This is a genomic window from Telluria beijingensis (assembly GCF_030770395.1).
Classification (GTDB): domain Bacteria; phylum Pseudomonadota; class Gammaproteobacteria; order Burkholderiales; family Burkholderiaceae_D; genus Telluria; species Telluria beijingensis.
In genome coordinates, this window is the sequence record NZ_CP132480.1 from 1,436,094 (window position 1) to 1,458,175 (window position 22,082).

17 protein-coding genes are annotated in these 22,082 nt (G+C 66.7%); 7 read left to right on the forward strand and 10 right to left on the reverse strand.

The genetic code is table 11. The features are described from left to right. Nucleotides 1-68 precede the first annotated feature (68 nt). Genes Q9246_RS06390 through Q9246_RS06415 form a run of 6 tightly spaced genes read left to right on the forward strand, consistent with a single transcriptional unit; the run spans nucleotide 69 to nucleotide 5,129 of the window. A complete protein-coding gene (locus Q9246_RS06390; protein ID WP_306398100.1) occupies nucleotides 69-695 on the forward strand; it encodes a c-type cytochrome in 627 nt (208 codons plus the stop codon). Beyond that, nucleotides 692-1,945 carry a c-type cytochrome gene (locus Q9246_RS06395; RefSeq protein ID WP_422802353.1) on the forward strand — a complete coding sequence of 418 codons (1,254 nt, stop codon included), beginning with the start codon at nucleotides 692-694 and terminating at the stop codon, nucleotides 1,943-1,945. The genes Q9246_RS06390 and Q9246_RS06395 overlap by 4 nt, the downstream gene beginning before the upstream one ends. 31 nt (nucleotides 1,946-1,976) lie before the next feature. Then, nucleotides 1,977-2,150: a hypothetical protein gene (locus Q9246_RS06400; protein WP_306396338.1), complete on the forward strand. Its 174-nt coding sequence runs from the start codon at nucleotides 1,977-1,979 to the stop codon at nucleotides 2,148-2,150. Beyond that, nucleotides 2,151-2,714: a cupredoxin domain-containing protein gene (locus Q9246_RS06405; protein WP_306396339.1), complete on the forward strand. Its 564-nt coding sequence runs from the start codon at nucleotides 2,151-2,153 to the stop codon at nucleotides 2,712-2,714. Between the two features lie 19 nt (nucleotides 2,715-2,733). Next, a complete protein-coding gene (locus Q9246_RS06410) occupies nucleotides 2,734-4,338 on the forward strand; it encodes a cbb3-type cytochrome c oxidase subunit I (protein WP_306398103.1) in 1,605 nt (534 codons plus the stop codon). Continuing rightward, on the forward strand, nucleotides 4,335-5,129 hold the full coding sequence (locus Q9246_RS06415) for a c-type cytochrome (RefSeq protein WP_306396340.1): 795 nt from the start codon (nucleotides 4,335-4,337) through the stop codon (nucleotides 5,127-5,129). Before Q9246_RS06410 ends, Q9246_RS06415 begins: the two co-directional genes overlap by 4 nt. Nucleotides 5,130-5,149: 20 nt before the next feature. On the opposite strand, the gene Q9246_RS06420 is transcribed toward Q9246_RS06415, so the two are convergent. From Q9246_RS06420 to Q9246_RS06465, 10 genes are all read right to left on the reverse strand, one after another. Further along, on the reverse strand, nucleotides 5,150-6,634 hold the full coding sequence (locus Q9246_RS06420) for a right-handed parallel beta-helix repeat-containing protein (protein ID WP_306396341.1): 1,485 nt from the start codon (nucleotides 6,632-6,634) through the stop codon (nucleotides 5,150-5,152). Between the two features lie 159 nt (nucleotides 6,635-6,793). Beyond that, nucleotides 6,794-8,434 carry a methyl-accepting chemotaxis protein gene (locus Q9246_RS06425; protein ID WP_306396342.1) on the reverse strand — a complete coding sequence of 547 codons (1,641 nt, stop codon included), beginning with the start codon at nucleotides 8,432-8,434 and terminating at the stop codon, nucleotides 6,794-6,796. Between the two features lie 276 nt (nucleotides 8,435-8,710). Beyond that, nucleotides 8,711-10,381 carry a methyl-accepting chemotaxis protein gene (locus tag Q9246_RS06430; RefSeq protein ID WP_306396343.1) on the reverse strand — a complete coding sequence of 557 codons (1,671 nt, stop codon included), beginning with the start codon at nucleotides 10,379-10,381 and terminating at the stop codon, nucleotides 8,711-8,713. 211 nt (nucleotides 10,382-10,592) lie between these two features. Further along, nucleotides 10,593-11,771 (reverse strand): dipeptidase, encoded by a 1,179-nt coding sequence (locus Q9246_RS06435; RefSeq protein ID WP_306396344.1) that lies wholly within the window; start codon nucleotides 11,769-11,771, stop codon nucleotides 10,593-10,595. Beyond that, nucleotides 11,768-13,339: a serine hydrolase gene (locus Q9246_RS06440; RefSeq protein WP_306396345.1), complete on the reverse strand. Its 1,572-nt coding sequence runs from the start codon at nucleotides 13,337-13,339 to the stop codon at nucleotides 11,768-11,770. Before Q9246_RS06440 ends, Q9246_RS06435 begins: the two co-directional genes overlap by 4 nt. Then, complete coding sequence (locus Q9246_RS06445; protein ID WP_306396346.1) at nucleotides 13,336-14,382, reverse strand: N-acetyltransferase DgcN family protein; 1,047 nt, start codon at nucleotides 14,380-14,382, stop codon at nucleotides 13,336-13,338. The genes Q9246_RS06440 and Q9246_RS06445 overlap by 4 nt, the downstream gene beginning before the upstream one ends. Further along, the gene (locus tag Q9246_RS06450) at nucleotides 14,382-16,643 is read right to left on the reverse strand and encodes a TonB-dependent receptor (RefSeq protein ID WP_306396347.1); all 2,262 of its coding nucleotides are present in this window, start codon (nucleotides 16,641-16,643) and stop codon (nucleotides 14,382-14,384) included. Before Q9246_RS06450 ends, Q9246_RS06445 begins: the two co-directional genes overlap by 1 nt. A gap of 38 nt (nucleotides 16,644-16,681) precedes the next feature. After that, nucleotides 16,682-17,995 carry a peptide MFS transporter gene (locus Q9246_RS06455; RefSeq protein ID WP_306396348.1) on the reverse strand — a complete coding sequence of 438 codons (1,314 nt, stop codon included), beginning with the start codon at nucleotides 17,993-17,995 and terminating at the stop codon, nucleotides 16,682-16,684. Next, nucleotides 17,992-18,990: a dipeptide epimerase gene (locus Q9246_RS06460; RefSeq protein ID WP_306396350.1), complete on the reverse strand. Its 999-nt coding sequence runs from the start codon at nucleotides 18,988-18,990 to the stop codon at nucleotides 17,992-17,994. Before Q9246_RS06460 ends, Q9246_RS06455 begins: the two co-directional genes overlap by 4 nt. Beyond that, nucleotides 18,990-21,011, reverse strand: a complete 2,022-nt coding sequence (locus Q9246_RS06465; protein WP_306396351.1) for a serine hydrolase — start codon at nucleotides 21,009-21,011, stop codon at nucleotides 18,990-18,992. Before Q9246_RS06465 ends, Q9246_RS06460 begins: the two co-directional genes overlap by 1 nt. Nucleotides 21,012-21,178: 167 nt before the next feature. On the opposite strand from Q9246_RS06465, the gene Q9246_RS06470 reads away from it, so the two are divergent. Continuing rightward, nucleotides 21,179-21,877, forward strand: coding sequence for a helix-turn-helix domain-containing protein (locus tag Q9246_RS06470; protein ID WP_306396353.1), 699 nt, complete (start codon nucleotides 21,179-21,181; stop codon nucleotides 21,875-21,877). The last annotated feature ends 205 nt before the right edge of the window (nucleotides 21,878-22,082 follow it).

Below are 22,082 nucleotides of genomic sequence, written 5' to 3' on the forward strand. Positions count from 1 at the left end.
CCGGCCCACCCCTGGCGGCGCTGGCCCAGGGTAACCCTGCGCCCCCGCCGCCGCGTGTCCCCGACACCATGGAAGCCCGCGTCGCCGCCTGCACCGGCTGCCACGGCGCGGCCGGCCGCGGCGTCGAGAACGTCTACTTCCCGCGCCTGGCCGGCAAGCCCGCCGGCTACCTGTACAACCAGCTGGTGGCCTTCCGCGACGGCCGCCGCAAGTACGTTCCGATGAACTACCTGCTGGCCTACCTGCCGGACGCCTACCTGCGCCAGATGGCCGACTGGTTCGCGGCCCAGAATCCGCCGCCGCTCGTGATTGCGGCGCCGCCGCCGCCGGCCGCGATGGTGGTCGACGGCCAGCGCATTGCCACCACCGGTGTCCCGGCACGCCGCGTCCCGGCCTGTACGACCTGTCATGGGCTCGACCTGGCCGGCCGCGAGCCCGGCATCCCAGGCCTGCTCGGCCTGCGCGCCGACTACGTCAGCGCCCAGCTGGGCGCCTGGCGCTACGGCGTGCGCACCGCGCTGGCGCCGGACTGCATGCAGGTGGTCTCGTCGAGCCTGACCGAGCCCGAAGTGGCCGCCGTCTCGGCCTACCTGGCCTCGCTCCCGGTCGGCAAGGCGCGGCCGGCGAAAGCCGGACCGGCCAAGCTGCCGCTGGCCTGCGGCAGCCAGGTCCATTCGACCGGGGGGCAGCCATGAACCCGTTGCGCGCACTCGCGCTGTGCTTCATGTTCCTGGCCTGTCCCTCGATGGCGCAAACTCCGCCGTCCAGGCCGGCCCAGCCCTCCCAGGTCGAGCGCGGCAAATACCTGGCCCAGGCCGGCGACTGCATCGCCTGCCATACGGTCCCGGGCGGGAAGATCTTCTCCGGCAACCGCGCCATGCCGACCCCGTTCGGCACCCTGTATGCGCCGAACATCACGCCCGACAAGACGACCGGCATCGGCAACTGGAGCGCGGACGACTTCTTCAGGATGATGCGCACCGGCCGCTCGAAGAACGGCGAGCTGTTGTATCCGGCCATGCCGTTCGCCAGCTACACCAAGGTCACGCGCGCCGATTCGGACGCCATCTACGCCTACCTGCGCTCGGTGCAGGCGGTGCGCCTGGCCTCGCGCAAGCACGATCTGCGCTTCCCCTACAACAACCGCTCGCTGCTGATCGGCTGGCGCACCCTGTACTTCAAGGAAGGCGAATACGTGGCCGACAAGAGCAAATCGGCCGAGTGGAACCGCGGCGCCTACCTGGTCCAGGGCCTGGGCCACTGCGCCATGTGCCACACGCCGATCAACGCGCTGGGCGGCTCGTCGCAGGAGCGCGAATTCCAGGGCGGCCTGATCCCGATGCAGAACTGGTATGCGCCGTCCCTGACCTCGAACAAGGAGGCTGGCCTGGGCACCTGGGAGATCCAGGACATCGTCGACCTGCTGCAGAAAGGCGTGTCGCAGCGCGGCACCGTGTATGGCCCGATGGCCGAGGTGACCTATAACAGCCTGCAGCACATGACGGACGCCGATGTGCGCGCGATGGCGGTCTACCTGAAAAGCCTGCCCGCCGACCGGCCGGTGAATGCCGACCCGGCCACTGCGCCGGCGCGCGCCAACATCGGGCAGATGCATGCCCAGGGCAAGCGCCTGTACGACGCGCATTGCGCCAGCTGCCACGGCGGCGACGGGCGCGGCATGCCGCCGCATTATCCGCCGCTGAAGGACAACCAGTCGATCACGATGACCTCGAGCGTCAATCCGATCCGCATGGTGCTCAACGGCGGCTACCCGCCCGGCACCAGGCGCAATCCGATGCCGTACGGGATGCCGCCGTTCGCGCACGCGATGTCGGACGGCGACGTGGCGGCGGTGGTGACCTATATCCGCACCGCCTGGGGCAACCGCGGCGCGCCGGTCACGGTGGGCGAGGTGAGCGCGCTGCGCGCGGCCTCGGTCGAATAGCAGGGCCTTTTGGACGACAACGGGGGAAACCATGATCCAGGAAGCGCCGGAAGGCGATTTCAGTGGCGACCAGCAGCGGGTGGAAGCGGTCGTCGCCCGCGGGCCGGGCGGCGCCTTCGCCGTGGCCGGCCTGGCGGTGGCGATCGTGCTGGCGATGTGGCTGGCCTTCTACCTGCTGGTCTACGTGGCGCGGGGAGGGACCTAGATGGCGCATCCTCCGCACCATGCGGCCGATCCCGACGCCATCGCCCACGCCGCGGAAATCCGGTGGGCCTGGTTGGTCGGCGCGATCATCGTCTTCCTGCTCGCAATGCTGGTCTGGATGAGCGTGCACTGGGCGGCGATGCCGCCGGTGCGCACCGAGACCATCGACCCTGCCACCCTTCACCTGTCGGGAGAATTCGTCGAAGCCAACCTGGGCTCGACCCTGGAGCCGGACGGCAGCGTCACCCTGCGCGTGCTGGGCAACCAGTACTCCTTCACCCCGACCTGCCTGCTGGTGCCCGCCGACACCCCGGTCCACATCCGCGGCACGGCGGCCGACGTGGTGCACGGCTTCTCGATCGCCGCCGGCAACGTCAATGTGATGCTGGTGCCCGGCTATATCTCGAACTTCCGCGCGCGCTTCGAGGAAACCGGCGAACACCTGATGCCCTGCCACGAATACTGCGGCGTCGGCCACGCTGCCATGTGGGCGAGGGTGAAGATCGTCGACAAGGACGAATTCGCCCGCCAGGCCGCCGGCGGCAGGAGGGTCAGCTGTGTATAGCATCGATGCCAGGCGCCTGGTGCTGGCGCACTTCTGGGTCGCCTTCGCCGCCTTCTTCGCGGCCCTGCTGCTGGGCGAGTGGCAGATGTACATCCGCAGTCCGCTGCGCGACTGGATCGGCAACCCCGAGCTGTACTACCGCGCCGTCACGGCGCACGGCACGGCCATGGGCTATGTGTTCCCGACCCTGGTGGCGATGGGTTTCGGCTACGCCATCGTCGAGCTCTCGCTCAGGCAGGCCATCGTCGGCCGGCGCTGGGCCTGGCTCGGCTTCTGGCTGGTGGTGCTGGGCACCGTCACCGCCATGATCCCGGTGTCGATGGGCCTGGCCACGGTGCTGTACACTTTCTATCCGCCGCTGATCGGCAATCCCTTCTACTACATCGGCGTGGTGCTGGTGGTGGTGGGGTCGTGGATCTGGGTGGCGCTGATGTCGGTGAATCTCTCCGTGTGGCGCAAGGCCAATCCGGGCGCCACGGTGCCGCTGCCGATGTTCGCCAACCTGGCCGGCGCCTACCTGTGGGCCTGGACCTCGCTCGGCGCCGCCATCGAGATCCTGTTCCAGATCCTGCCGGTGGCGCTGGGCTTCAGGCATACCATCGACGCCGGGCTGGCGCGCGTGTTCTTCTCCTGGACCCTGCACGCGATCGTGTATTTCTGGCTGATGCCGGCGTATATCGCCTTCTACACCCTGGTGCCGCGCGCCATCGGGGGCCGCCTGTACAGCGACAAGATGGCGCGCATCTCCTTCGTGCTGTTCCTCGTGTTCTCGATGCCGATCGGGATCCACCACCTGTTCCAGGACCCGCAGGTGGGATCGGGCGTCAAGTTCATGCACGCGGTGTTCACCGCCATGGTATCGGTGCCGACCCTGCTCACGATCTTCACCATCACCGCCTCGGTCGAGATCGTGGGCCGCCTGCGCGGCGGCGTGGGGCCGTTCGGCTGGCTGAAAAAGCTGCCGTGGCAGAACCCGATGATGCTGGCGGTGGCGTTCTCTTTCATCCTGCTGGGCTTCGGCGGCGCGGGCGGCTTGATCAACATGAGTTATCAGCTGGATTTTGCCGTCCACAACACGCAGTGGATCACCGGCCACTTCCACCTGATCTTCGGCGGCGCCATCGTGATCATGTACTTCGCCCTGGCCTACGACCTGTGGCCGCACCTGACCGGCCGCGCGCTGGCGGCGGGGCGCCTGATGCGCATCCAGTTGTGGACCTGGTTCATCGGCATGATCGTGCTGACCTTTCCCTGGCACGTGGTCGGCATCCTGGGCATGCCGCGGCGCATGGCGTATTTCGACTATGGCCATCCCGCGCTCACGCCGCAGGCGGTCACGGTGATCATCACCTTCTTCGGCGGGCTGATCCTGGTGTTCTCTGGCCTGCTGTTCATCCTAGTCCTGATGCAAGGCCACCGCGGCGCGCCGGCCAGGCTGCCCGCGTTCGCCTTCGCGCGCCCGGTGCACGAGGGCGGCCGCCTGCCGGCCGCGCTGAACGGCTATGCACTGTGGCTTTCCTTGATGATCGGGCTGTCGGTGGTGAACTACGGCTATCCGATCGTCCAGCTGATGGCGCTGGAGCAGACGTCGGTGCCGGCGGTGCCGGTGGGAGAGCGGCCATGAGCGAAGAACGCATTTTCTCGCTGGGCAATCGCTGGTTCACCTGGAGCGTCGGCGCCGTGGTGGCGGTCGCGCTGCTGGGGGCGATGGTGGCCTTTGTGTGGCTGCCGCGCACGCACGCGCAGGCGACCTTGGCGAGCCTGTGGGATGCGATCTGCAGCGCCGCCGGCGCCCCGGCGCCGTTCCAGGGCGCGGCGCTGCCCGGTCCCGGCCAGCGCAATCCGACCGGCGTCATCGTCAGCGCCACCATGATGGGCCCTAGCGAGGCGAACTCGATCGGCAATGGCGCCACCCTGGCGATGTCCTGCACCATGTGCCACGGTGCGCGCGGCACCAGTCCGGCCGGCACGCCGCACCTGGCGGGGCAGCCGGCGTCCGGCACCTACAAGCAGCTGCGCGATTTTGCCTCCGGCCACCGCCCGAGCGCCATCATGCAGCCGTTGGTGATGAGCCTGAGCGACCAGGACATGCGCGACCTGGCCGTCTACTACGCCTCGCTCGAGCGCGAACGGATCGACGCCGTGGAGCCATCGGATACCGACACCCCGCGCCTGGTGCGCAACGGCGACCCGATGCGCGCCATCGGCGCCTGCTCGTCCTGCCACAGCCCGCACGCCGGGCGTCCCGCCACGCCGGTGCTGGAGGGATTATCCGAAATCTACCTGCGCGACCAGCTGGCCGCGTTTCGCGATGGGCGCCGGAGCAACGACATCAACCGGCAAATGCGCAATGCGGTGCAGGCGTTGAGCGACCAGGAGATCGCGGAACTGAGTCGCTACTACGCGAGCCGCTAGCGTCTCGAACCGGAAGTTCGTTACCTGCTGGCGGCCGGCGCGCTGCCGTGTTCGTCCGCGCCGAGGTCGATCGTGCCTTCGATACGCGCCTGGCCATTGATGTCCCGGACGCCGTTGACGGGAATGGCGCCGCCGGCAAAGTAGCGGCTCCACAGCGGCGAGGTCCAGTTCGTCAATGCGACGCCGGTCGCGCCCACATCGATGGCGGGCGACGTCGCTTGCAGGTTCAGGTTGCCGCTGTCCGGCGCGGTGAAGCGCGGATTGGCCAGCACGCGCACACCCGGCAGGCCGCTGCCGCTGGCATTCGTGCCCCACCACAAGTTCGTGCCCCACACATTGCCGCCATGGCCGCTGCCCAGGTTCGAATAATTGTTCGCCGCAGGACCCGTCCCGAAGAAGATATTGTTGCTCAAGCGGGAGTCGATGACCTTGTACTGGAAGACGATTTCCGTACCCCATCCGCGGTTCTTGTAGAACGAATTATTGTGCACATGAATGCGGCGCGCCGCGCCCAGGTTCGACGCGTAGCCGCCGATCGTCAGCCCTACCTGGCGGTTCTTGTACACGACGTTATTCGACATCACGATATCTTCGGTCGACTTGCCGGGGTGTTCGCTGGCGAACTCGAAACCGAGGTCGTTGCCCGTCGAGATGTTGCCGTCGAAGACGATGTAACGGCCGCCGTCGACATAGAAGCCCGCGGCCGAACTGTCGCCGCCATACCAGGGATTGGCCGAGCTCGAATTGTTGGCCGCGCGATTATTCCTCACGATGCCGTTGCGCGCCCGGTCCTTGTCGCCGCAGCCGCCGCACTCGCCTTCGAAACCGATGAAATCGAAGCCGATATTATTATTGTCGTGGACGTGGTTGTTCAGCACTTCGAAGCGGTCGACGTTGCCGTTGATGACCAGCGCCTCGCTCGCCTGCAGGACGTTCTGGTAGACCTCGTTGCCCTGCACCAGCAGGTCGGTAATGCCCGTCGCATTGGTGCCGAATACCGCCAGGCCGTGGGCGCCCACCGAGCATGGATCCTTGCAGGTGCTGGTGTGCTTGATGCCGTGGATCTTGTTGTTGACGATCTGCAGATTGGTTCCGTTGCCTTCGACCAGGATGCCGACCGGCGTTGCCGTACTGCTGCCGGAAGTAAAACCGGTGACCTCGAAACCTTCCACGCGTACGTGATTGACGTTCCTGATCGTGATCAGACCCTGGCGGCCCGACGGGGTCACGCCGCTGCCGCCTCGCAGGACGACGCCCGGATCGGCCTTGAGGGTAATGGGCGCACTGGCAGTGCCGGACCTGGACACCAGCACCTTCTGCGTGTAGGTGCCAGGCAGGACGCGAACGGTGTCGCCGGCGACTGCGGCATTGACCGCGGTCTGGATCGATTGGCCGGGACCGACGGTGATGGTGGCGGCATGGGACATTCCCGGCAGGGCCGCCAGCAGCAGGCAGGCGGCGCCGGTCGGCATGGTCGATTTCATGAAGGCTTCGAGGTGGTTCAAAGGTCTCTCCAAAGGGGCGTTAATGCGTAAATACTAAGGCGGCCCATCCGGGAAATCAATCGTTTTCGAAAGAATTTACTCGTTTTCGAAAATAAACATAATCCAACCGAAGGTTAATAATTGTTTCGAAACCTTTCGATATAGTGCATCGCTGAGATGTCAGGCACTCAGCGAGGCATGCCCCAGCGCCGGCGCCGGGCGGTTGGCGGCGTAGGCGTGCACGCTGGCGTGGGCGGGGCGCCCGGGCGTGTCGTCGTCGACCTTGAACACGCTCACCAGCCGCGCCAGCACGGCCGCCTGGTCTTCGAGCGACGCCGCCGCTGCCGCCGCTTCTTCCACCAAGGCGGCATTCTGCTGGGTCACGCTGTCCATCTGCGTGATGGCTTCGTTCACCTGTTCGATGCCGACCGTCTGCTCGGCGCTGGCCGCGGCGATCCCGGACATGATGTCGGTCACGCGCCCGATGCCCTGCACGATTTCCTGCATTGTGGTTCCTGCTTCGTCGACCAGGCGTCCGCCGGCATCGACCTTGGTCACCGAATCGGCGATCAGGGCGCGGATCTCCTTGGCCGCTCCGGCCGAACGCTGCGCCAGGCTGCGTACCTCGCTCGCCACCACCGCGAAGCCGCGGCCCTGTTCGCCGGCGCGCGCCGCTTCCACCGCCGCGTTCAGCGCCAGGATATTGGTCTGGAAGGCGATGCCGTCGATGACGGCGATGATGTCGCCGATCTTCTTCGACGACTCGTTGATCGAAGCCATGGTGGCCACTACCTGCGATACGACTTCACCGCCATGGGCGGCGATCTGCGAGGCATTCTTGGCCAGCACATTGGCTTCGCGCGCATTGTCGGCGTTCTGGCGCACGGTGCTGGTCAGCTCTTCCATCGACGACGCCGTTTCTTCCAGCGCGCTGGCCTGCTGCTCGGTGCGCGAAGACAGGTCGAGATTGCCGGTGGCGATCTGCTGCGACGCGGTAACGATGGTCTCGGTGCCGGCCCGCACCTCGGTGACAGTCTTGAGCAGATTGCCGTTCATGGTCCTGAGCGCATCGAGCAGCGCGCCGACTTCATCGCGCGAGCGCACGTCGATGCGGGCGGTCAGGTCGCCGGCGGCGACCTGGCGCGCAAGGCCGACGGCGTGGCCGAGCGGCAGTGTGATGCTGCGGGTGAGCAGCCAGCCGAACACGGCGCCGATCGCGAGCGCGCTTGCGCCCAGCGCGACCAGGATCTGCCGGGCCGAGGCATTGAGCGCGTCGATGCTGGCCTGGGCCTCGGCCGACAACGCCTCTTCATACTCCACCACCGCCTGCACGGTGGCGACATACTTGTCCACCTCGGGCAGCACCTTGTCCCTGAAGAATGCCTGGACCTCGGGATTATCCGCGCCGAGCGCCGCCTTGCGCTTGAAGCCCTCGTCGCGCAGGCCCACATAGCGGCTGCGCTGGCTGGCAACGGCATCCATCAGCTCCTTGCCCTTGCCCGTGTCCACCATCGCCTCGAGTTGCTTCTGGGTCTTGCTGATGCCGGCGCTGGCCTTCTTCATCTCGGCGTCGTAATACGCTTCCTCGGCCGCATCGAAGGTGGTGGCCTTGGCGCGCGTGCGCACGGCATTGCCCTCGGTGCCGCGCAGCCACTGCTGGGCCAGGTTGACGCTGTGTGCGGCGTCCGCCATGACGGTCTTGGCATCGGCGATGCGACCAAGTTGCCATAGCGCCGTGACGAGCATGACGGCTACGAGGGCGAGGACGGCGGCAAACGCGCCGCCGAGCCGGATTCCAATCTTGAGGTCGCTAATTTTCATATTGTTCCCAATGCAAATGACGAGGGAGCCTGCCTATCCCGGTCGAAAAGCGCGATTGTGACTTTTCGTGAGATTGGGTTGCCCTGCATCAAGCATAAGCTTGCTTTTGCAGCGTCGTCATACTAAAAGTGCGCGAATTCTCACACTTGTTGCGGTCAAGGAACAAAAAAGTAGCGAATCGATATGCGGCGATAAAGAGTTGATATTGGTCTTGTGTACACGGCAACAGCGCTGACCTCGTGTTGCCGCGACAACTGTTAAATCGACGGGAAGACCTCAGGCCAGGGCGTCTTCTTCCACCTCGACCGGCGCCGCGCGCACCGCGGCTTTGGCGCCGGGCTGGCGCACGACGAGCGCGCGGCTTGCAGGCGCGCGGTGTGCGCCGCGCACGGCGCCGTCATCGCCGACCTTGAACACGCTCACCAGTTGGGCCAGCGTGGCCGCCTGTTCCTGCAGCGACGTGGCCGCCGCCGCCGCTTCTTCCACCAGCGCCGCGTTCTGCTGGGTCACGCTGTCCATCTGCGTAATCGCTTCGTTCACCTGTTCGATGCCGACCGTCTGTTCGGCGCTGGCCGAGGCGATCTCGGACATGATGTCGGTCACGCGGGTGATGCCCTGCACGATTTCCTGCATGGTCGAACCGGCTTCGTCGACCAGGCGTCCGCCGGCATCGACCTTGGCCACCGAATCGGTGATCAGGCCGCGGATCTCCTTGGCCGCGCCGGCCGAGCGCTGCGCCAGGTTGCGCACCTCGCTCGCCACCACCGCGAAGCCGCGGCCCTGTTCTCCCGCGCGCGCCGCTTCCACCGCGGCGTTCAGCGCCAGGATATTGGTCTGGAAGGCGATGCCGTCGATGACGGCGATGATGTCGCCGATCTTCTTCGACGACTCGTTAATCGACGCCATGGTGGCCACCACCTGCGACACGACTTCACCGCCATGGGCGGCGATCTGCGAGGCGTTCTTCGCCAGCACATTGGCCTGGCGCGCGTTGTCGGCGTTCTGGCGCACGGTGCCGGTCAGTTCTTCCATCGACGACGCCGTCTCTTCCAGCGAGCTGGCCTGCTGTTCGGTGCGCGAGGACAGGTCGAGGTTGCCCGATGCGATTTCCTGCGAGGCGGTGAGGATGGTGTCGGTGCCGGAACGGACTTCGGTGACCGTCTTGCGCAGGTTGACGGTCATGGTCTTGAGCGCCGCCATCAGGGCGCCCACCTCGCAGCGCGAACCGACCTCGATGTCGGCCGTCAGGTCGCCGGCGGCGACCTGCTGCGCCACATCGACCGCGTTCGCCAGCGGCCGGGTGATGCTGCGCGTGAGCAGCCAGCCGAACAGGGCGCCGAACGCGATGGCCGCCACGCCCAGGCCCAGCATGATCGCGCGTGCCGACGACATCAGCTCATCGATGTGCGCGTTCTGGCGCTGCAGCAGTTGCAGCTGGAAGGCGGTGACGTCTTCGACGGTGCGCACATAGGTGCGCATCTCGGGAATGACTTTTCCGCTCACGTAGGCCTGGACTTCCGGGCTGTCCGCTCCCAGTTCGGCCTTGAGCTTGTAGCCCTGGTCGCGAATGCCGGAATAGCGCGTACGCTGCGCCGCGACCGCCGCCAGCAGGGCCTTGCCCTGTTCGCTCAGCACCAGCTGCTCGAGCTCTTTCTGCACCTTGCTGACGTTGACACTGACCTCTTTCATCTCGGCGTCGAGGCGCTGCTCGTCGGCCGGATCGACGCTCTTGAATTTCGAGACGGTGCGCACCGAGTTGGTGGCAATGCCCTGGGCCCAGTCCTTGGCCAGCATCGCCTTGTGCGAAGCCTCCGCCATGACGGTCTTGGCCTCGGCAATATTCGCGAATTGCCATAGCGCGCACGCCAGCATGATCGTCATCAGGACGAGGACAGCGGCGAACGCGCCGCCGAGACGGGTACCGATATTGAGGTCGTTGATTTTCATATTTTCCAGTTCGAGATCGAAGGGTCGGCTTGTGTCTTGGCTTAGTTCTCCAGGTAACATGTTGATACGTAAGGAGAACCAGCCAAAATCATAAGCGTCGCGCAGCGCATTTGTGAAACCAAAAGTCCACAAATCGCAAATGATGTTGCGAACAGGAAACGAAAAAATAAACGAAAATTATCGACCAATAGTTGTTCGATATCGGAGTTGTCTAATTGCTAGCGTTTCTCCCGGCAGCCCCCAGCACCCGCAACAGATTGCCGCTCCACAGCTTGGCCAGGTCCTGCTCGGACATGCCATCCGCCTTCAGACGCGCGGTGATGCGCGGCAGATGCGCCACCTGGGACAGTCCCTCGATGCCGCCGCCGCCATCGAAATCGGCCCCCATGCACACGTGGTCGATGCCGGCCACGGCGATCAGGTGCTTGAGCGAGGCGATGTACTGCTCGAAGCTGGTATTCCACAGCGGTTCGACCGCGTCCAGCGCCAGCCATTCCTTGCCCAGCGCGGTCTGCTGGGCCGGCGACAGCGTGCCGATCTCGCCCAGCCGGTCGAACAGTTCGGCGCGCCGCGGTCCCATTTTCAGCTCGCTCAGGTAGATGGTGGAGGCGCATACCGCGCCGCCGCCCGCGGCGATCTGGCGGATGCGCGCATCGTCGATATTGCGCGGGTGGTCGAAGCTGGTGCGCGAACTCGAATGCGACAGCAGCAGCGGAGACGTCGACAGCGCCAGCAACTGGTCGACCGTGGCGTCCGATGCGTGGCTGGCGTCGATCACCATGCCCAGCCGGTTCATCTCGCGCACCCAGTCTCGGCCCAGCGGCGACAGGCCGTTCCACGCGGGCTTGTCGGTCGACGAATCGGCGAACTGGTTGTTCTTGCTGTGGACGATGCCGACCAGGCGCACGCCCTGGCGCTGGAATTCAGCTAACCCTTTCACGTCTTCGCCCAGCGGATAGCTGTTCTCGATGCTCTTGAACGCGACCAGCTTGCCGGCGGCGTCGAGGCGGCGTGCTTCTTCAGGCGTGATGGCCAGGCCGATGCGGCCGGCATGGCGCGCCAGCGTCGTGTCGATCAGGCTCGAGCGCGCCAGCGCATGGCTGCGCGCCGCCGCATAGCCTTCCGGCGTCAGTGGCCCCTGGTCGGTAAAGATGACGAAGAAGCCGCCATCCAGGCTGCCTTCGAGCATGCGCACCATGTCGACCTGGGCTACCTCCTGGGCGGGATCGTGGCGCCCGCCGAAGTCCCAGCCTTCGCGGCCGAAGTGGACCGGCGTGTCGAGGTGGGCGTCGAGCGTCAGCAGGCGGCGGTGGGTATCGTCGGCCGGCGGCGTGGCGCAGCCGGCGAGGACGCACAGGGAGGCGAGGGCGAGGGTCTTGGTCGATATCATTCAGGTGCTTTGGTCGGAGTGAAGTCCAGGTCGGCGTAATCCCAGCTGAAGTCGGCGATCGGCGAGACCGGGGCCAGCTTGATGCCCTGCACCTTGCCGTCCTTGTCGAAGGCGAAGCTGAGGTAGGCCGGTTCCAGCGCAGCGTCGTCGAAGCGGGTGATCCAGGTATCGTACTGCCAGTGCTCGAGCCGGCCCGCCATGCGCTGGGTCGACGTGAAGTCGACCCGCAAGCCATTCTTTTCCTGGGTGATCGCGAGCTTGCCATACCAGGGATCGGCATAGGTTCCCACCAGGCTCGCGGGCGGCAGCGAGGGCATTGACTTCACCGGCTTGGCCTGCTTGGCCTTCACCAGCTCGAGGCCTTGCTTGACCTTCTTCGCCTTGTAGGCGATGAAGGTGGCAGGCCAGTCCGCCTGTGGTTTACCCAGGTAGTGGTCGGCCAGTTCGTACATCAGGCCGCGCACCAGTTCTCCGTCCTCGCTGTTGATGGTGATGGCGAAGCCCACCTTCTGCTCGGGCAGCAGCACCACGGCGGTGGAAAAGCCGAACACCGCGCCGCCGTGCCAGATCATGCGCGCGCCGCGGTAGTCCATCAGGTCCCAGCCCAGGCCATAGCTGGCCAGCTTCGATTCGATCAGCTTGAGCTCGGGCGGCATCGGGCCGCTCGGCATCGACATCGCCGGGGTCCACATCTGGGCATGCGTCTCGGCGCTGAAGATGCGCTTGCCGTCAAGCGTGGCGCCGGCGCCGAGCTGGGTATGCAGCCAGCGCGCCAGGTCGTTGGCGCTGCTGGCGACGCCGCCGGCCGGAGCCGCGTTGCGTCCCAGGTCGTCGCGCTCGTCGAGCCGTACCGGGTCGCCGGCGCCGCGCAGGCCGCCATTCATCCGGGCATGCGGATAGGCGCGGTTGGCGGTCTTGAAGTTGTCTTCGTTATGGGTGGTCGACACCGTCATGCCGGCCGGGCGCAGCACGTGCTCGCGGGTATAGTCTTCCCAGGTCTTGCCGCTGACCTGCTCGATCAACTGGCCGGCCACCACGTACATCAGGTTCGAATAGGCATAAGTGCTGCGGAAGCTGGTCGCCGGTTTCAGGTAGCGCACGCGGTGCACGGTCTCGGCGCGCGAGAGCTTGCTGCGCGGGACGAACAGCAGGTCGCCGGCGCCGTAGCCAAGGCCGCTGCGGTGGGTGAGCAGGTCGCGGATCGTGATCTCGCGCGTCACCCACGGATCGTACATCTGGAACCCCGGCAGGTGGTCGATCACCTTGTCGTCCCAGGTGATCTTGCCGGCATCGACCAGCGTGGCCAGCGCCGCCACCGTGATCGCCTTGCCGGTGGAGCCGGTCGGGAATAGCGTATCGCCGTCGACCGCCGCTGGCGCGCCCAGCTGGCGCACGCCGAAGCCGCGCGCCATGGTCGTCTTGCCGTCTTCGACAATGGCGATCGCCAGGCCCGGCACGCCGACCTTCTGGCGCAGCGACTCGGCGCGTGCTTCGAAGCCGGCCGGCGGGGCCGCCAGCGCGGGTGCGCAGGCAAGGGTCAACAGCAGGGTGGTGAAAACGTATCTCATGAAGTCTCCTGGCAGGCGTCGAGCAGGCGGTCGAAGGCGGGGCCGCCGCGCATCGGATCGGCGACAGGATACGGCAGGCGCTGCGCAAAGGCGGCGATTTCGCGCTCGGCTTCGTCAAGCATCATCCCGCCGGTATTGAGCGCCACCCCCACGCAGCGGATCGCGGGATTGGTCACCCGCCCCAGCGCAATGGTCTGGACAATCACGGTTTCGATCGACGGCAGCGGTGACGAAGGATAACCCAGCAGGTGGCCGCGCCGCGGATCGTGGCAGACCACGAACATGTCCGGCTGGCTGCCGTGCAGCAGTCCCAGCGAGACGCCGGCGAAGGCCGGGTGGAACAGCGAACCCTGGCCCTCGATCACGTCGACGTGGCCGGGCGCGGCGGCCGGGCTCAGGATCTCGGCGGCGCCGGCCACGAAGTCCGAGACCACGGCGTCGATCGGCATGCCGCTGCCGGCGATCATGATGCCGGTCTGGCCGGTGGCGCGGAAGCTCACATCAAGGCCGCGCGCGGCCAGGCCGCGGCTGATGGCGAGCGCCGTGTACTTCTTGCCCAGCGCGCAATCGGTGCCGACCGTCAGGATGCGGCGCCCGCTGCGCGGCAGGCCGGTCGCGATCGGGATGTCGGCCGGCGGCGTGCGCACGTCGACCAGGCGCCGGCCGCTCCTTGCTGCGGCGTCGCGCAGGGCGGGGATGGTCTCCAGGCGCACGTGCATGCCCGACACGATGTCGAGGCCGGCGTCGAGGGCGGCGGCCAGCGTCGGCACCCAGGCGTCGGGAATGGCGCCGCCGGCGGCGGCGACGCCGATCACCAGCGCGCTGGCGCCTTGCGCCGCCGCCTGCTCGCAATTCAGTTGCGGCAGCCCCAGCGAGACGGTGCCGGCCGGCAGGCGCAGTTCGCCCACGCAGCGCTCGCCGGCCCAGTCGCGCAGGCCGAAGGCGGTCTTGGCGAAACCCGGTTCGGTGACGTCGCCCAGGAACAGCAGGCAGCGTCCGACGGCCTGGTTTTCAACTACGGATACTTGCGAAACTGCTGACATCAATACTCCCGGGTCAAGGTGAAACCGATGGTGCGCGGCGCGATCACGCCGGTGCCGATGGCGCCGTTGGGGTTGACCAGGCCGCCGTTCGCGATCACCACGCCGGTCGACAGTCGGCCGTCGCTATTGCCCAGGTTCTTGCCGAACACCTCGACCGTCCAGTTGCCCAGTTCGAGGCCGGCATAAGCGTCGACCACGTTGTACGACGGGACCTCGCGCTGGCGCCCGTTGGCGACGCGGTAGTCGTAGTTGAAGGCGCCGTACTGGCCGGACATGCGCCGCACCGAGGCGCCGGCGAAGGCGGGCGTGGTGTCGCCGATGGTCCAGCGGTAGTCGGCCATCAGCGCGGCCGTGTAGCGCGGCGAGAACGGCAGGCGGTCGCCCTTGAAGCCGCCGACGATGGTCTCGGTGGCGTCGTCCAGGCGCGCATTGCTCCAGACGGCGTTGCCCGACAGGCGCAGGCCGCGCAGCGGACGGTAGGTCGCGGTGAACTCGGCGCCGTCGGCGGTCGCGCCGATGCCATTGGTGTTGACGCCGAAGTTGTTCACCACCGCCAGCAACTGGATGTCCTTCCACTTGATGTGGAAGGCCGACAGGTCGAGCGACCAGCGGCCATCCTGGCTCTGGGTCTTGAGGCCGGCCTCGTAGCTCATCACGCTGTCCGAACCATAGGTGGTCGGAGTACCCTCCGGCACATCGGGCGGCAGCACGTTCGGTCCGCCGGGACGGAAGCCCTTGGCCGCGCGCGCGTACACGGCGGTGCGTTCGCTGAACTTGCGCTTGATCGAGGTGGCGTAGGTGAACACGCCTTCCGACGACTCGGCGCTGTTGTCGGCCGGGCCGCCGGCCAGGGCGCCGTCGCCCACCTGGCGCGCGTCCTGCTTGTTGTGGCTGTAGCGCCCGCCGATATCGAGGTCGTACACCGGCGTCAGGTGGATGGTGGTGTTGGCGAAGGCCGCCACCTCGCGGTAATTGGAGCCGAGGCCGATGTCGGCCAGCAGCGGCAGGCCGTCCTGCGGCGTCATCGTGCCCGCCACCAGGGGGTGGTAGCGCTGGGCAAGGTTGGCGTCCTCGTCGGTGTAGTACAGGCCGGCCAGCCAGTCGACCCGCCCGCCGCCATTGGAGCTCAGGCGCAGCTCTTGCGTGAACTTCTTGACCTCCAGTTCCTGGCCCATGAACAGGTCGGGGGACATGCCGAAGTTAGCTTCGATGATCGGCCGGATATTGAAGGTCACGTCTTCGCGCAGGTATTGCTTCTGGGTGCTGTAGCTGGTCGCCGAGGTCAGGCTGGCGCTGCCCAGGTTCCAGTTGGCGGTGCCGTTGAAGACGCGGTAGTGGATGTCGCGCATCTGCGGGACGAACTGCGACTGGGTCAGGCGGCCGTACAGGGAGTCGAGCGTGTCGGGATCGCTTTCCACGACACCAGGCGCGTCGGTGGCGATGTTCTGCGCCACCGCCGATAGCCGCAGGTCGAAGTCCTTGTGCGGCTTGTACAGTAGCGAGGCGCGGCCGCCGTAGTTCTTGGACTTGTTGATGTCCCTGGCGATATCCGAGCCGGCGGTGCCGATCGAGTCGATGAAGCCGGGTTCCTTCTGGTACGACAGCGAGGCGCGCGCGGCCAGCGTCTCGCTGATCGGCGTGTTCACCACCAGGTTGGTGCGGTACGACACGCCGCCGCCATCGACCGAGGCGGCGCCGAAGCGGGCGCGCATGGCGAAGCCGTCGAAGTCCGGCGCATTGGTCACGAACTTGATCAGGCCGCCGAGCGAGCTGGCGCCGTACAGCGCGCCCTGCGGGCCGCGCAGCACTTCCACCCGCGCCAGGTCGAAGGTGTCGAAGTCGCCGGCCAGGATCGCGCCGTTGGCCAGGCCGCTGCTCGAGCCGAACGGCGTCTCGTCCAGGTAGACCGCGACCGTGGAGGCGACGCCGCCGGTGTCGATGCCGCGCACCGCCAACCGGCCGGCGCCGGGCGTTTCCTGCACCAGTTGCAGGCTGGGCACCAGCTTCAGGTAGTCGGCGAAGCCGGTGGCCTGGTGTTTTTCCAGGGCGTCGCCGCCGACCACCGACATCGATTGGGGCACGTCGACCATGGTCTGGGCGCGCTTCTGAGCCGTGACGACCACTTGCTGGACGTCGTCACGCGATGCGTCCTGGCCGGCCGCATGGGCGCTCGCGAATGTGCCAGGGAAGGCGCCTGCTACCGCCAGCGCCATGGAAGTCAGTACGATTTTGCCTGCAGCTTTTGGCGTGGGAAATGCCATGTGTATCTCTCCGATTTTTCGTTATCGTTTCAGGAACATCAAGCGTTGGCGCCGGCGGCCAGGCCGCCGGCATGCAGCCGGTCCGCGTGCTGCATCGGACCGTTGAGACGCCACAGCAGGGCGGCGGCGATGGTGGCGAGCAGCGCCAGCAGGGCAAAGAAGGCGCCGGGAGCGAAGCGGCTCCACAGCCCGCCCACCAGGCCGGCCGACAGGCTGCCGGCGAAGGTGACCAGGAACCAGGCCGCGACCGTGGTGCTGCCCAGGTGGCGCGGCGCCAGCCGGGCGAACAGCCCCAGGCCGGTGGGCAGGATGAACAGCTCGCCGACCGTCAGCACCAGGAAGAACAGCACCAGCCAGATCCAGCCGGTGACTGAGCCGCCGGCGTTCCAGCCCACCATTGCCAGCAGCAGGTAGGCGCCGGCCACGATCAGCGCGCCGCAGGCCATGCGCCGCAGCGGCGCCTGGTCGACGCCGGCCGCCGCGCGCCGGTGCCAGTAGGCCAGCAGCGGCGGCGTGAGCAGCATCACGAACAGCGGGTTCAGCGACTGGAACCAGGTCATCGGGATGGTCCAGTCGCCCACGCTGCGGTCGACGCCGCTGTCGGCCCACAGCGCCACCGTGTTGCCGACCTGCTCGTAGGCGGCGCGGAATACCGTCACCGCCAGGCCGATGCCGAGCAGGACCAGTACCGTCTCGCGGCCCAGGCTGCGCGGCGCGCCGTCATCGATCGCCTGCATGGCCTGGGCATTGCGCGGCGCTTCGGGCGGCAGGTAGCGCTGGCCGGCGATGTAGATGACCAGGCCCAGCACCATGCCGATGCCGGCGAGGCCGAAGCCGTAGTGCCAGCCATACAGCTCGCCCACCGTGCCGCAGATGAGCGGGGCCAGGAAGCCGCCGATATTGATGCCGACGTAGTAGACGTTGAACGCCCAGCCGCGCCGCGCATCGCTGCGCGCATACAGGTCGCCGACCTGGCTCGGCAAGGTCGGCAGGAACAGGCCGTTGCCCAGCGCGATGGTGGCCAGCGCCACGTAGAAGAAGGCGTCGAAGGCCATCATGAAGTGGCCGGCCGCCATGATCGAGGCGCCGATCACGATGGCGCGCCGCTTGCCGAGCCAGCGGTCGGCCAGCACCCCGCCCAGGATCGGCGTGAAATAGGCCGCGGCGGTGTAGGCGCCGTAGATGAACGAGGCCTGGGCCTGCGCCAGCAGCAGCTCCTTGGTCATGAAATAGACCAGCAGCGCGCGCATGCCGTAGTACGAGAACTGTTCCCACATATTGGTGAGGAACAGGATCGTCAGCCCGCGCGGATGGCCGAACCAGGTCGGCTGGGTGCCGGCGCTGGTCTTCATGCGCCGCCGCCCCAGACCTCGGGACCGGACCAGACGTTGCCGTCGACGTACTCGACGCCGGGCTGGCGGTCGTTGGCCAGGAAGATCGGGCCGTCCAGGTCGACGATGTCGCACACCTGGCCCAGCACGAAGCTCGGGCCCATCGCCAGGCTCGAGCCGCCCATATTGCCGACCATGACGCCCATGCCGAGGCGGCGCGCCTCCTGCGCCATCAGGAGGCCTTCGGTCAGGCCGCCGCATTTGTCGAGCTTGATGTTGACCACGTCGTAACGGCCGACGGACGGCGCCACGTCGGCGAGGGACAGGATGCTCTCGTCGCCGGCCAGCGGGATTGGCGAGCGCAGGCCCTGCAGGTCGGCCTCGCGGCCGCGCGCCAGCGGCTGCTCGAGCAGGCCGACGTCCTGGGCCAGCAGGCCGGCGATCAGGGCGTCGAGCTGGCCTGCCACGAAGCCCTGGTTGCCGTCCACGCCGAGCCAGGCGTCGGGCCGCGCGGCGCGCACCGCCGCCACCCGCGCCAGGTCGAGATCGAGGTCGCCGGTCAGCTTGATCTTGATCGAGCGCGCCTGGGCATGTCCGCGCGCCGTGTCGGCCATCACGGCCGGATCGTCGGCTCCGAGGGTGAAGGTGGTGCGTAGCGGCTTGGGCGCGGCCTGGCCGGCCAACTGCCACACCGGGACGCCGGCGCGCGCCGCTTCGAGCTCCCACAGCGCGCAGTCGACCGCATTGCGCGCGCCGCCCGGCGGCAGGATGCTGCGCAGTTCTTCGCGGCTGGGACCGGCGGCGATGGCGTCATGCGCCTTGTCCAGTACCGACAGCATGTGCGCCGCATCGTCGCGCAGGTAATAGACGCCGCCGGCTTCGCCGCGGCCGCGATGCTGGCCATCGTCCAGCGTGACCACCACCACGTCGAAGGCCTCGAATACATAGCCCGAGATACGGAATGGCTTCGAGAGCCGCATTTTTTCGGTCGTGACCGACATGTTCAAGCGTGTCATCAGTAATTCACCGTCATGGAAAGGAGGCTGAAACGAAGGGCGATATAGGCCAGCAGCAGCGCCGACAGCAGGAACAGCACGCTCCACACCTTGCGCAGGCGGCCGCTCTCCCTGAATGCCAGCTGCAGGTTGCGCGCGCCAGCGACCAGCGCGGCGACGAAGGCCAGCAGGCCGCCGATCTGCAGGATCCACAGCCACGGGTCGAGCGGCGACGTCGCGTTTTCAAGAGTCGCCTCGAAGGCGGCGATGATGCCGCCCCAGCCGGCCAGCACCGCCAGGATCGCCAGCGCGCTCAAGCGCGTGGCCAGCGCCGCCTGGCGCGCAGGCTGGTCGAGCGTGTGCTGCAGCTTGTAGCGGCGGCGCACGATCCAGCCGGCCGGCATTGCCAGCACGGCGAACAGCAGGACCGCGATCGCGACGCAGGCGGCCGGGATCAGCCAGGCGCCATTCTTGCCGGCCGGGACGCGGTCGAACACCATGAAGGGCGACATGAAGTCCATGCTCCAGCGCACGACCTCGCCGTTTTGCAGTTGGGCCGCGAGACGGTCCTCGCCATTCTTGTCGCGCCACACGAAGGGAGAGATCTCGACCCACTCGCGCGGACGGCCATTGGGGCCGAGCAGGGCCGGCACGACCAGGTTGCCTTTGTCGTCGAGCGTGACCTTCACCTGGCCGAGCAGGCCGAACACGGCGAAGAAATTCGATTCGGAGCGGCGCGTGCTTTCCCACGAGCCGACCATCATCTGCGCATGCTGCTTCGCTTCGGCTTCCGGCACCTTGCCATCAGGCGGCAGGGTGGTGGGGAAGTAGCGGTCCGAGAAGTCCTGGAACAGGGCGCTGCGCAGGGTATTGGAGGCGCCGGCGCGGCCGCCGCTGTTGACCGACAGGTACAGGCCGACGCCGTCGCCCATGTACAGGTGCAGCGAGCTGTGGAAGCCTTCGGTGTCGCCCAGGTGGGCGATCACGTTGCGGCCATTCACATTGGTTTCGAAGAAGCCGAGCTCCATGCGGTTCAGCGGCGGCAGCAGCGAGGACTTGGCGATCTTGTCCAGTGGGCTGTCGTGCATCGTCTTCGCGGTGGCGGCGGACAGGATGCGCTGGCCATTGAATTCACCGCCCTGCAAGTGGGCAATCATGAAGTTGGCCATGTCGCGGCCACTGGCCGTGAGCGAGCCGGCCGGGGCCGAGTTGACGATCTCGAAGCCGAGCGAAGGCTGGCCGGGCTTGCTGTAGCCCTGCGACATCAGCGGCTCGAGCGCGGCCGGCAGCGGCTGGCGGAAGGTGGCGGTGCGCATGTCCAGCGGCGCGAAGATGTTTTGTTCGACGTAGTCGTTGAACGGCATGCCCGACACCCGCTCGACCACGTAGCCTGCCAGCGAGGTGGCGTAGTTCGAATACGCGGGCGTGGCGCCGGCGTCGAAGATGCGCTCGGGGATGCGCGCCTTGAGCAGTTCGCCCAGCGGCCTGGCCTTGTCCTTGTCGTAGACGATCAGGTACTTGACCGACTCTTCGAAGCCGGCGGTATGGGTCATGATCTCGCGCATCGTCACCGGCTTGCCGGCGCGCTCGGGGATCTTGAAGTCGAGGTAGGTGTTGACGTCGGCGTCGAGGTCGATCTTGCCCTGTTCGACCAGTTGCATGACGGCGGTCCAGGTCACCAGCTTGGAGACCGAACCGGGACGGAACAGCGTGCGTTCGCCGTCGACCGGGGTGCGCTTCTCGACGTCCGAGTAGCCGAAGCCGCGCGCGCTCAGCACCTTGCCATCCTTGACCACGACCACCACCGCGCCCGGGATGTCGCTCGTATTGAGCGCGAACGGCATGTAGCCGTCGAGCCAGGTGTCGAGATCGACCTTGTCGAGGGTGCGCTGGCCATTGGCGCCCGGCGACTGGACGGCGGTCTGCGGTGTGTCGGACGGGTTTTTTGCCAACGGGCCGGGCGCGATCGGCGCTGGCGGCAAGGTCGGTGTTTGCGTGGCTTGCTGGGCGCCGGCAGCGGCGCTCCAGCACAGCATGCTCATCAACAGTATCTTCACTATTTTCATCGAGTCTCTCTCTCCCTGTACGTTCGGTCGATTGCGATCGGCCGGGCCAACCTATAAAATAAAGCTTGATCCGAGTTATTTTTCTCTGATTGGAGAAATATCTACCTCATCAGAGATTATGTCAACATATAAAAAATTCTTCTATGGCTACTGATTCACCAACACTCGGAGCATTGATTCGCAGCCTGCGCAGCCGCCAGGGCTGGACGCTGAAGGAAATGAGCGTGAAGAGCGGGATTCCGGTGTCGACCCTGTCGAAGGTCGAGCACGGCCAGCTGACGCTGAGCTACGACAAGCTGTACCAGCTGAGCCAAAAGCTGGGCATGCGCATGTCGGAGCTGTTCGCCGAAGAGCCCGACGTCGAGCCGCCGGTCACGGCGCGCCGCAGCCTGGGCGACCTGGCCAGCGCGGTGCGGGTAGAGACGCCCAATTACGACTACCACTACCTGTGCGCCGAGCTGCGCCGCAAGCGCATGATCCCGGTGATCGCGCGCATCCGCGCCAAGTCGGTCAAGCAGTTTGGGCAACTGGTGCATCACTCGGGCGAGGAATTCACCTATGTGCTCAAGGGCGCCGTGGTGCTGCACAGCGAGTTCTACGACCCCGTGGTGTTAAAGGAAGGGCAGTCGATCTATTTCGACTCGAGCATGGGGCATGCCTACCTGGCGCCGGAAGGCTGCGACGAGGCCGAGGTGCTGACCGTGATGTCGAGTGCGGATGAGGAACAGATGCAGACGATCATGTCGACGCATACGCATGCGCCGGAGCCGGAGCCAGATGGGCAGCAAGCGGCGCCGGCCAGGCCCCGGCGGCGCGGGGGCAAGGCCGCCGACGACCAGTAACTGTCCGGCGACAATTGATTACCTTATAGTTGTTTCTGCAGAGAAACTGGACTGCTACCATCGCTTGTCGACCAACTTTTCCTGGACTGGAGCTGGCAGTGGCTGATCACGATCGCTATCCGAATTGCATGATCTGCGATTCCCCAACAGGCTATTATTTTTCCAAGACCTACCCGGTCTATCCCGGCAGCCCGTTCACCTCGCC

What these genes read in the sequence shown, in the direction of transcription:
- Q9246_RS06390 (WP_306398100.1), top strand. Translation starts at nt 69, where the DNA reads ATGGAAGCCCGCGTCGCCGCCTGCACCGGCTGCCACGGCGCGGCCGGC.
- Q9246_RS06395 (WP_422802353.1), top strand. Translation starts at nt 692, where the DNA reads ATGAACCCGTTGCGCGCACTCGCGCTGTGCTTCATGTTCCTGGCCTGT.
- Q9246_RS06400 (WP_306396338.1), top strand. Translation starts at nt 1,977, where the DNA reads ATGATCCAGGAAGCGCCGGAAGGCGATTTCAGTGGCGACCAGCAGCGG.
- Q9246_RS06405 (WP_306396339.1), top strand. Translation starts at nt 2,151, where the DNA reads ATGGCGCATCCTCCGCACCATGCGGCCGATCCCGACGCCATCGCCCAC.
- Q9246_RS06415 (WP_306396340.1), top strand. Translation starts at nt 4,335, where the DNA reads ATGAGCGAAGAACGCATTTTCTCGCTGGGCAATCGCTGGTTCACCTGG.
- Q9246_RS06425 (WP_306396342.1), bottom strand. Translation starts at nt 8,434, where the DNA reads ATGAAAATTAGCGACCTCAAGATTGGAATCCGGCTCGGCGGCGCGTTT.
- Q9246_RS06430 (WP_306396343.1), bottom strand. Translation starts at nt 10,381, where the DNA reads ATGAAAATCAACGACCTCAATATCGGTACCCGTCTCGGCGGCGCGTTC.
- Q9246_RS06435 (WP_306396344.1), bottom strand. Translation starts at nt 11,771, where the DNA reads ATGATATCGACCAAGACCCTCGCCCTCGCCTCCCTGTGCGTCCTCGCC.
- Q9246_RS06440 (WP_306396345.1), bottom strand. Translation starts at nt 13,339, where the DNA reads ATGAGATACGTTTTCACCACCCTGCTGTTGACCCTTGCCTGCGCACCC.
- Q9246_RS06445 (WP_306396346.1), bottom strand. Translation starts at nt 14,382, where the DNA reads ATGTCAGCAGTTTCGCAAGTATCCGTAGTTGAAAACCAGGCCGTCGGA.
- Q9246_RS06450 (WP_306396347.1), bottom strand. Translation starts at nt 16,643, where the DNA reads ATGGCATTTCCCACGCCAAAAGCTGCAGGCAAAATCGTACTGACTTCC.
- Q9246_RS06455 (WP_306396348.1), bottom strand. Translation starts at nt 17,995, where the DNA reads ATGAAGACCAGCGCCGGCACCCAGCCGACCTGGTTCGGCCATCCGCGC.
- Q9246_RS06460 (WP_306396350.1), bottom strand. Translation starts at nt 18,990, where the DNA reads ATGACACGCTTGAACATGTCGGTCACGACCGAAAAAATGCGGCTCTCG.
- Q9246_RS06465 (WP_306396351.1), bottom strand. Translation starts at nt 21,011, where the DNA reads ATGAGCATGCTGTGCTGGAGCGCCGCTGCCGGCGCCCAGCAAGCCACG.
- Q9246_RS06470 (WP_306396353.1), top strand. Translation starts at nt 21,179, where the DNA reads ATGGCTACTGATTCACCAACACTCGGAGCATTGATTCGCAGCCTGCGC.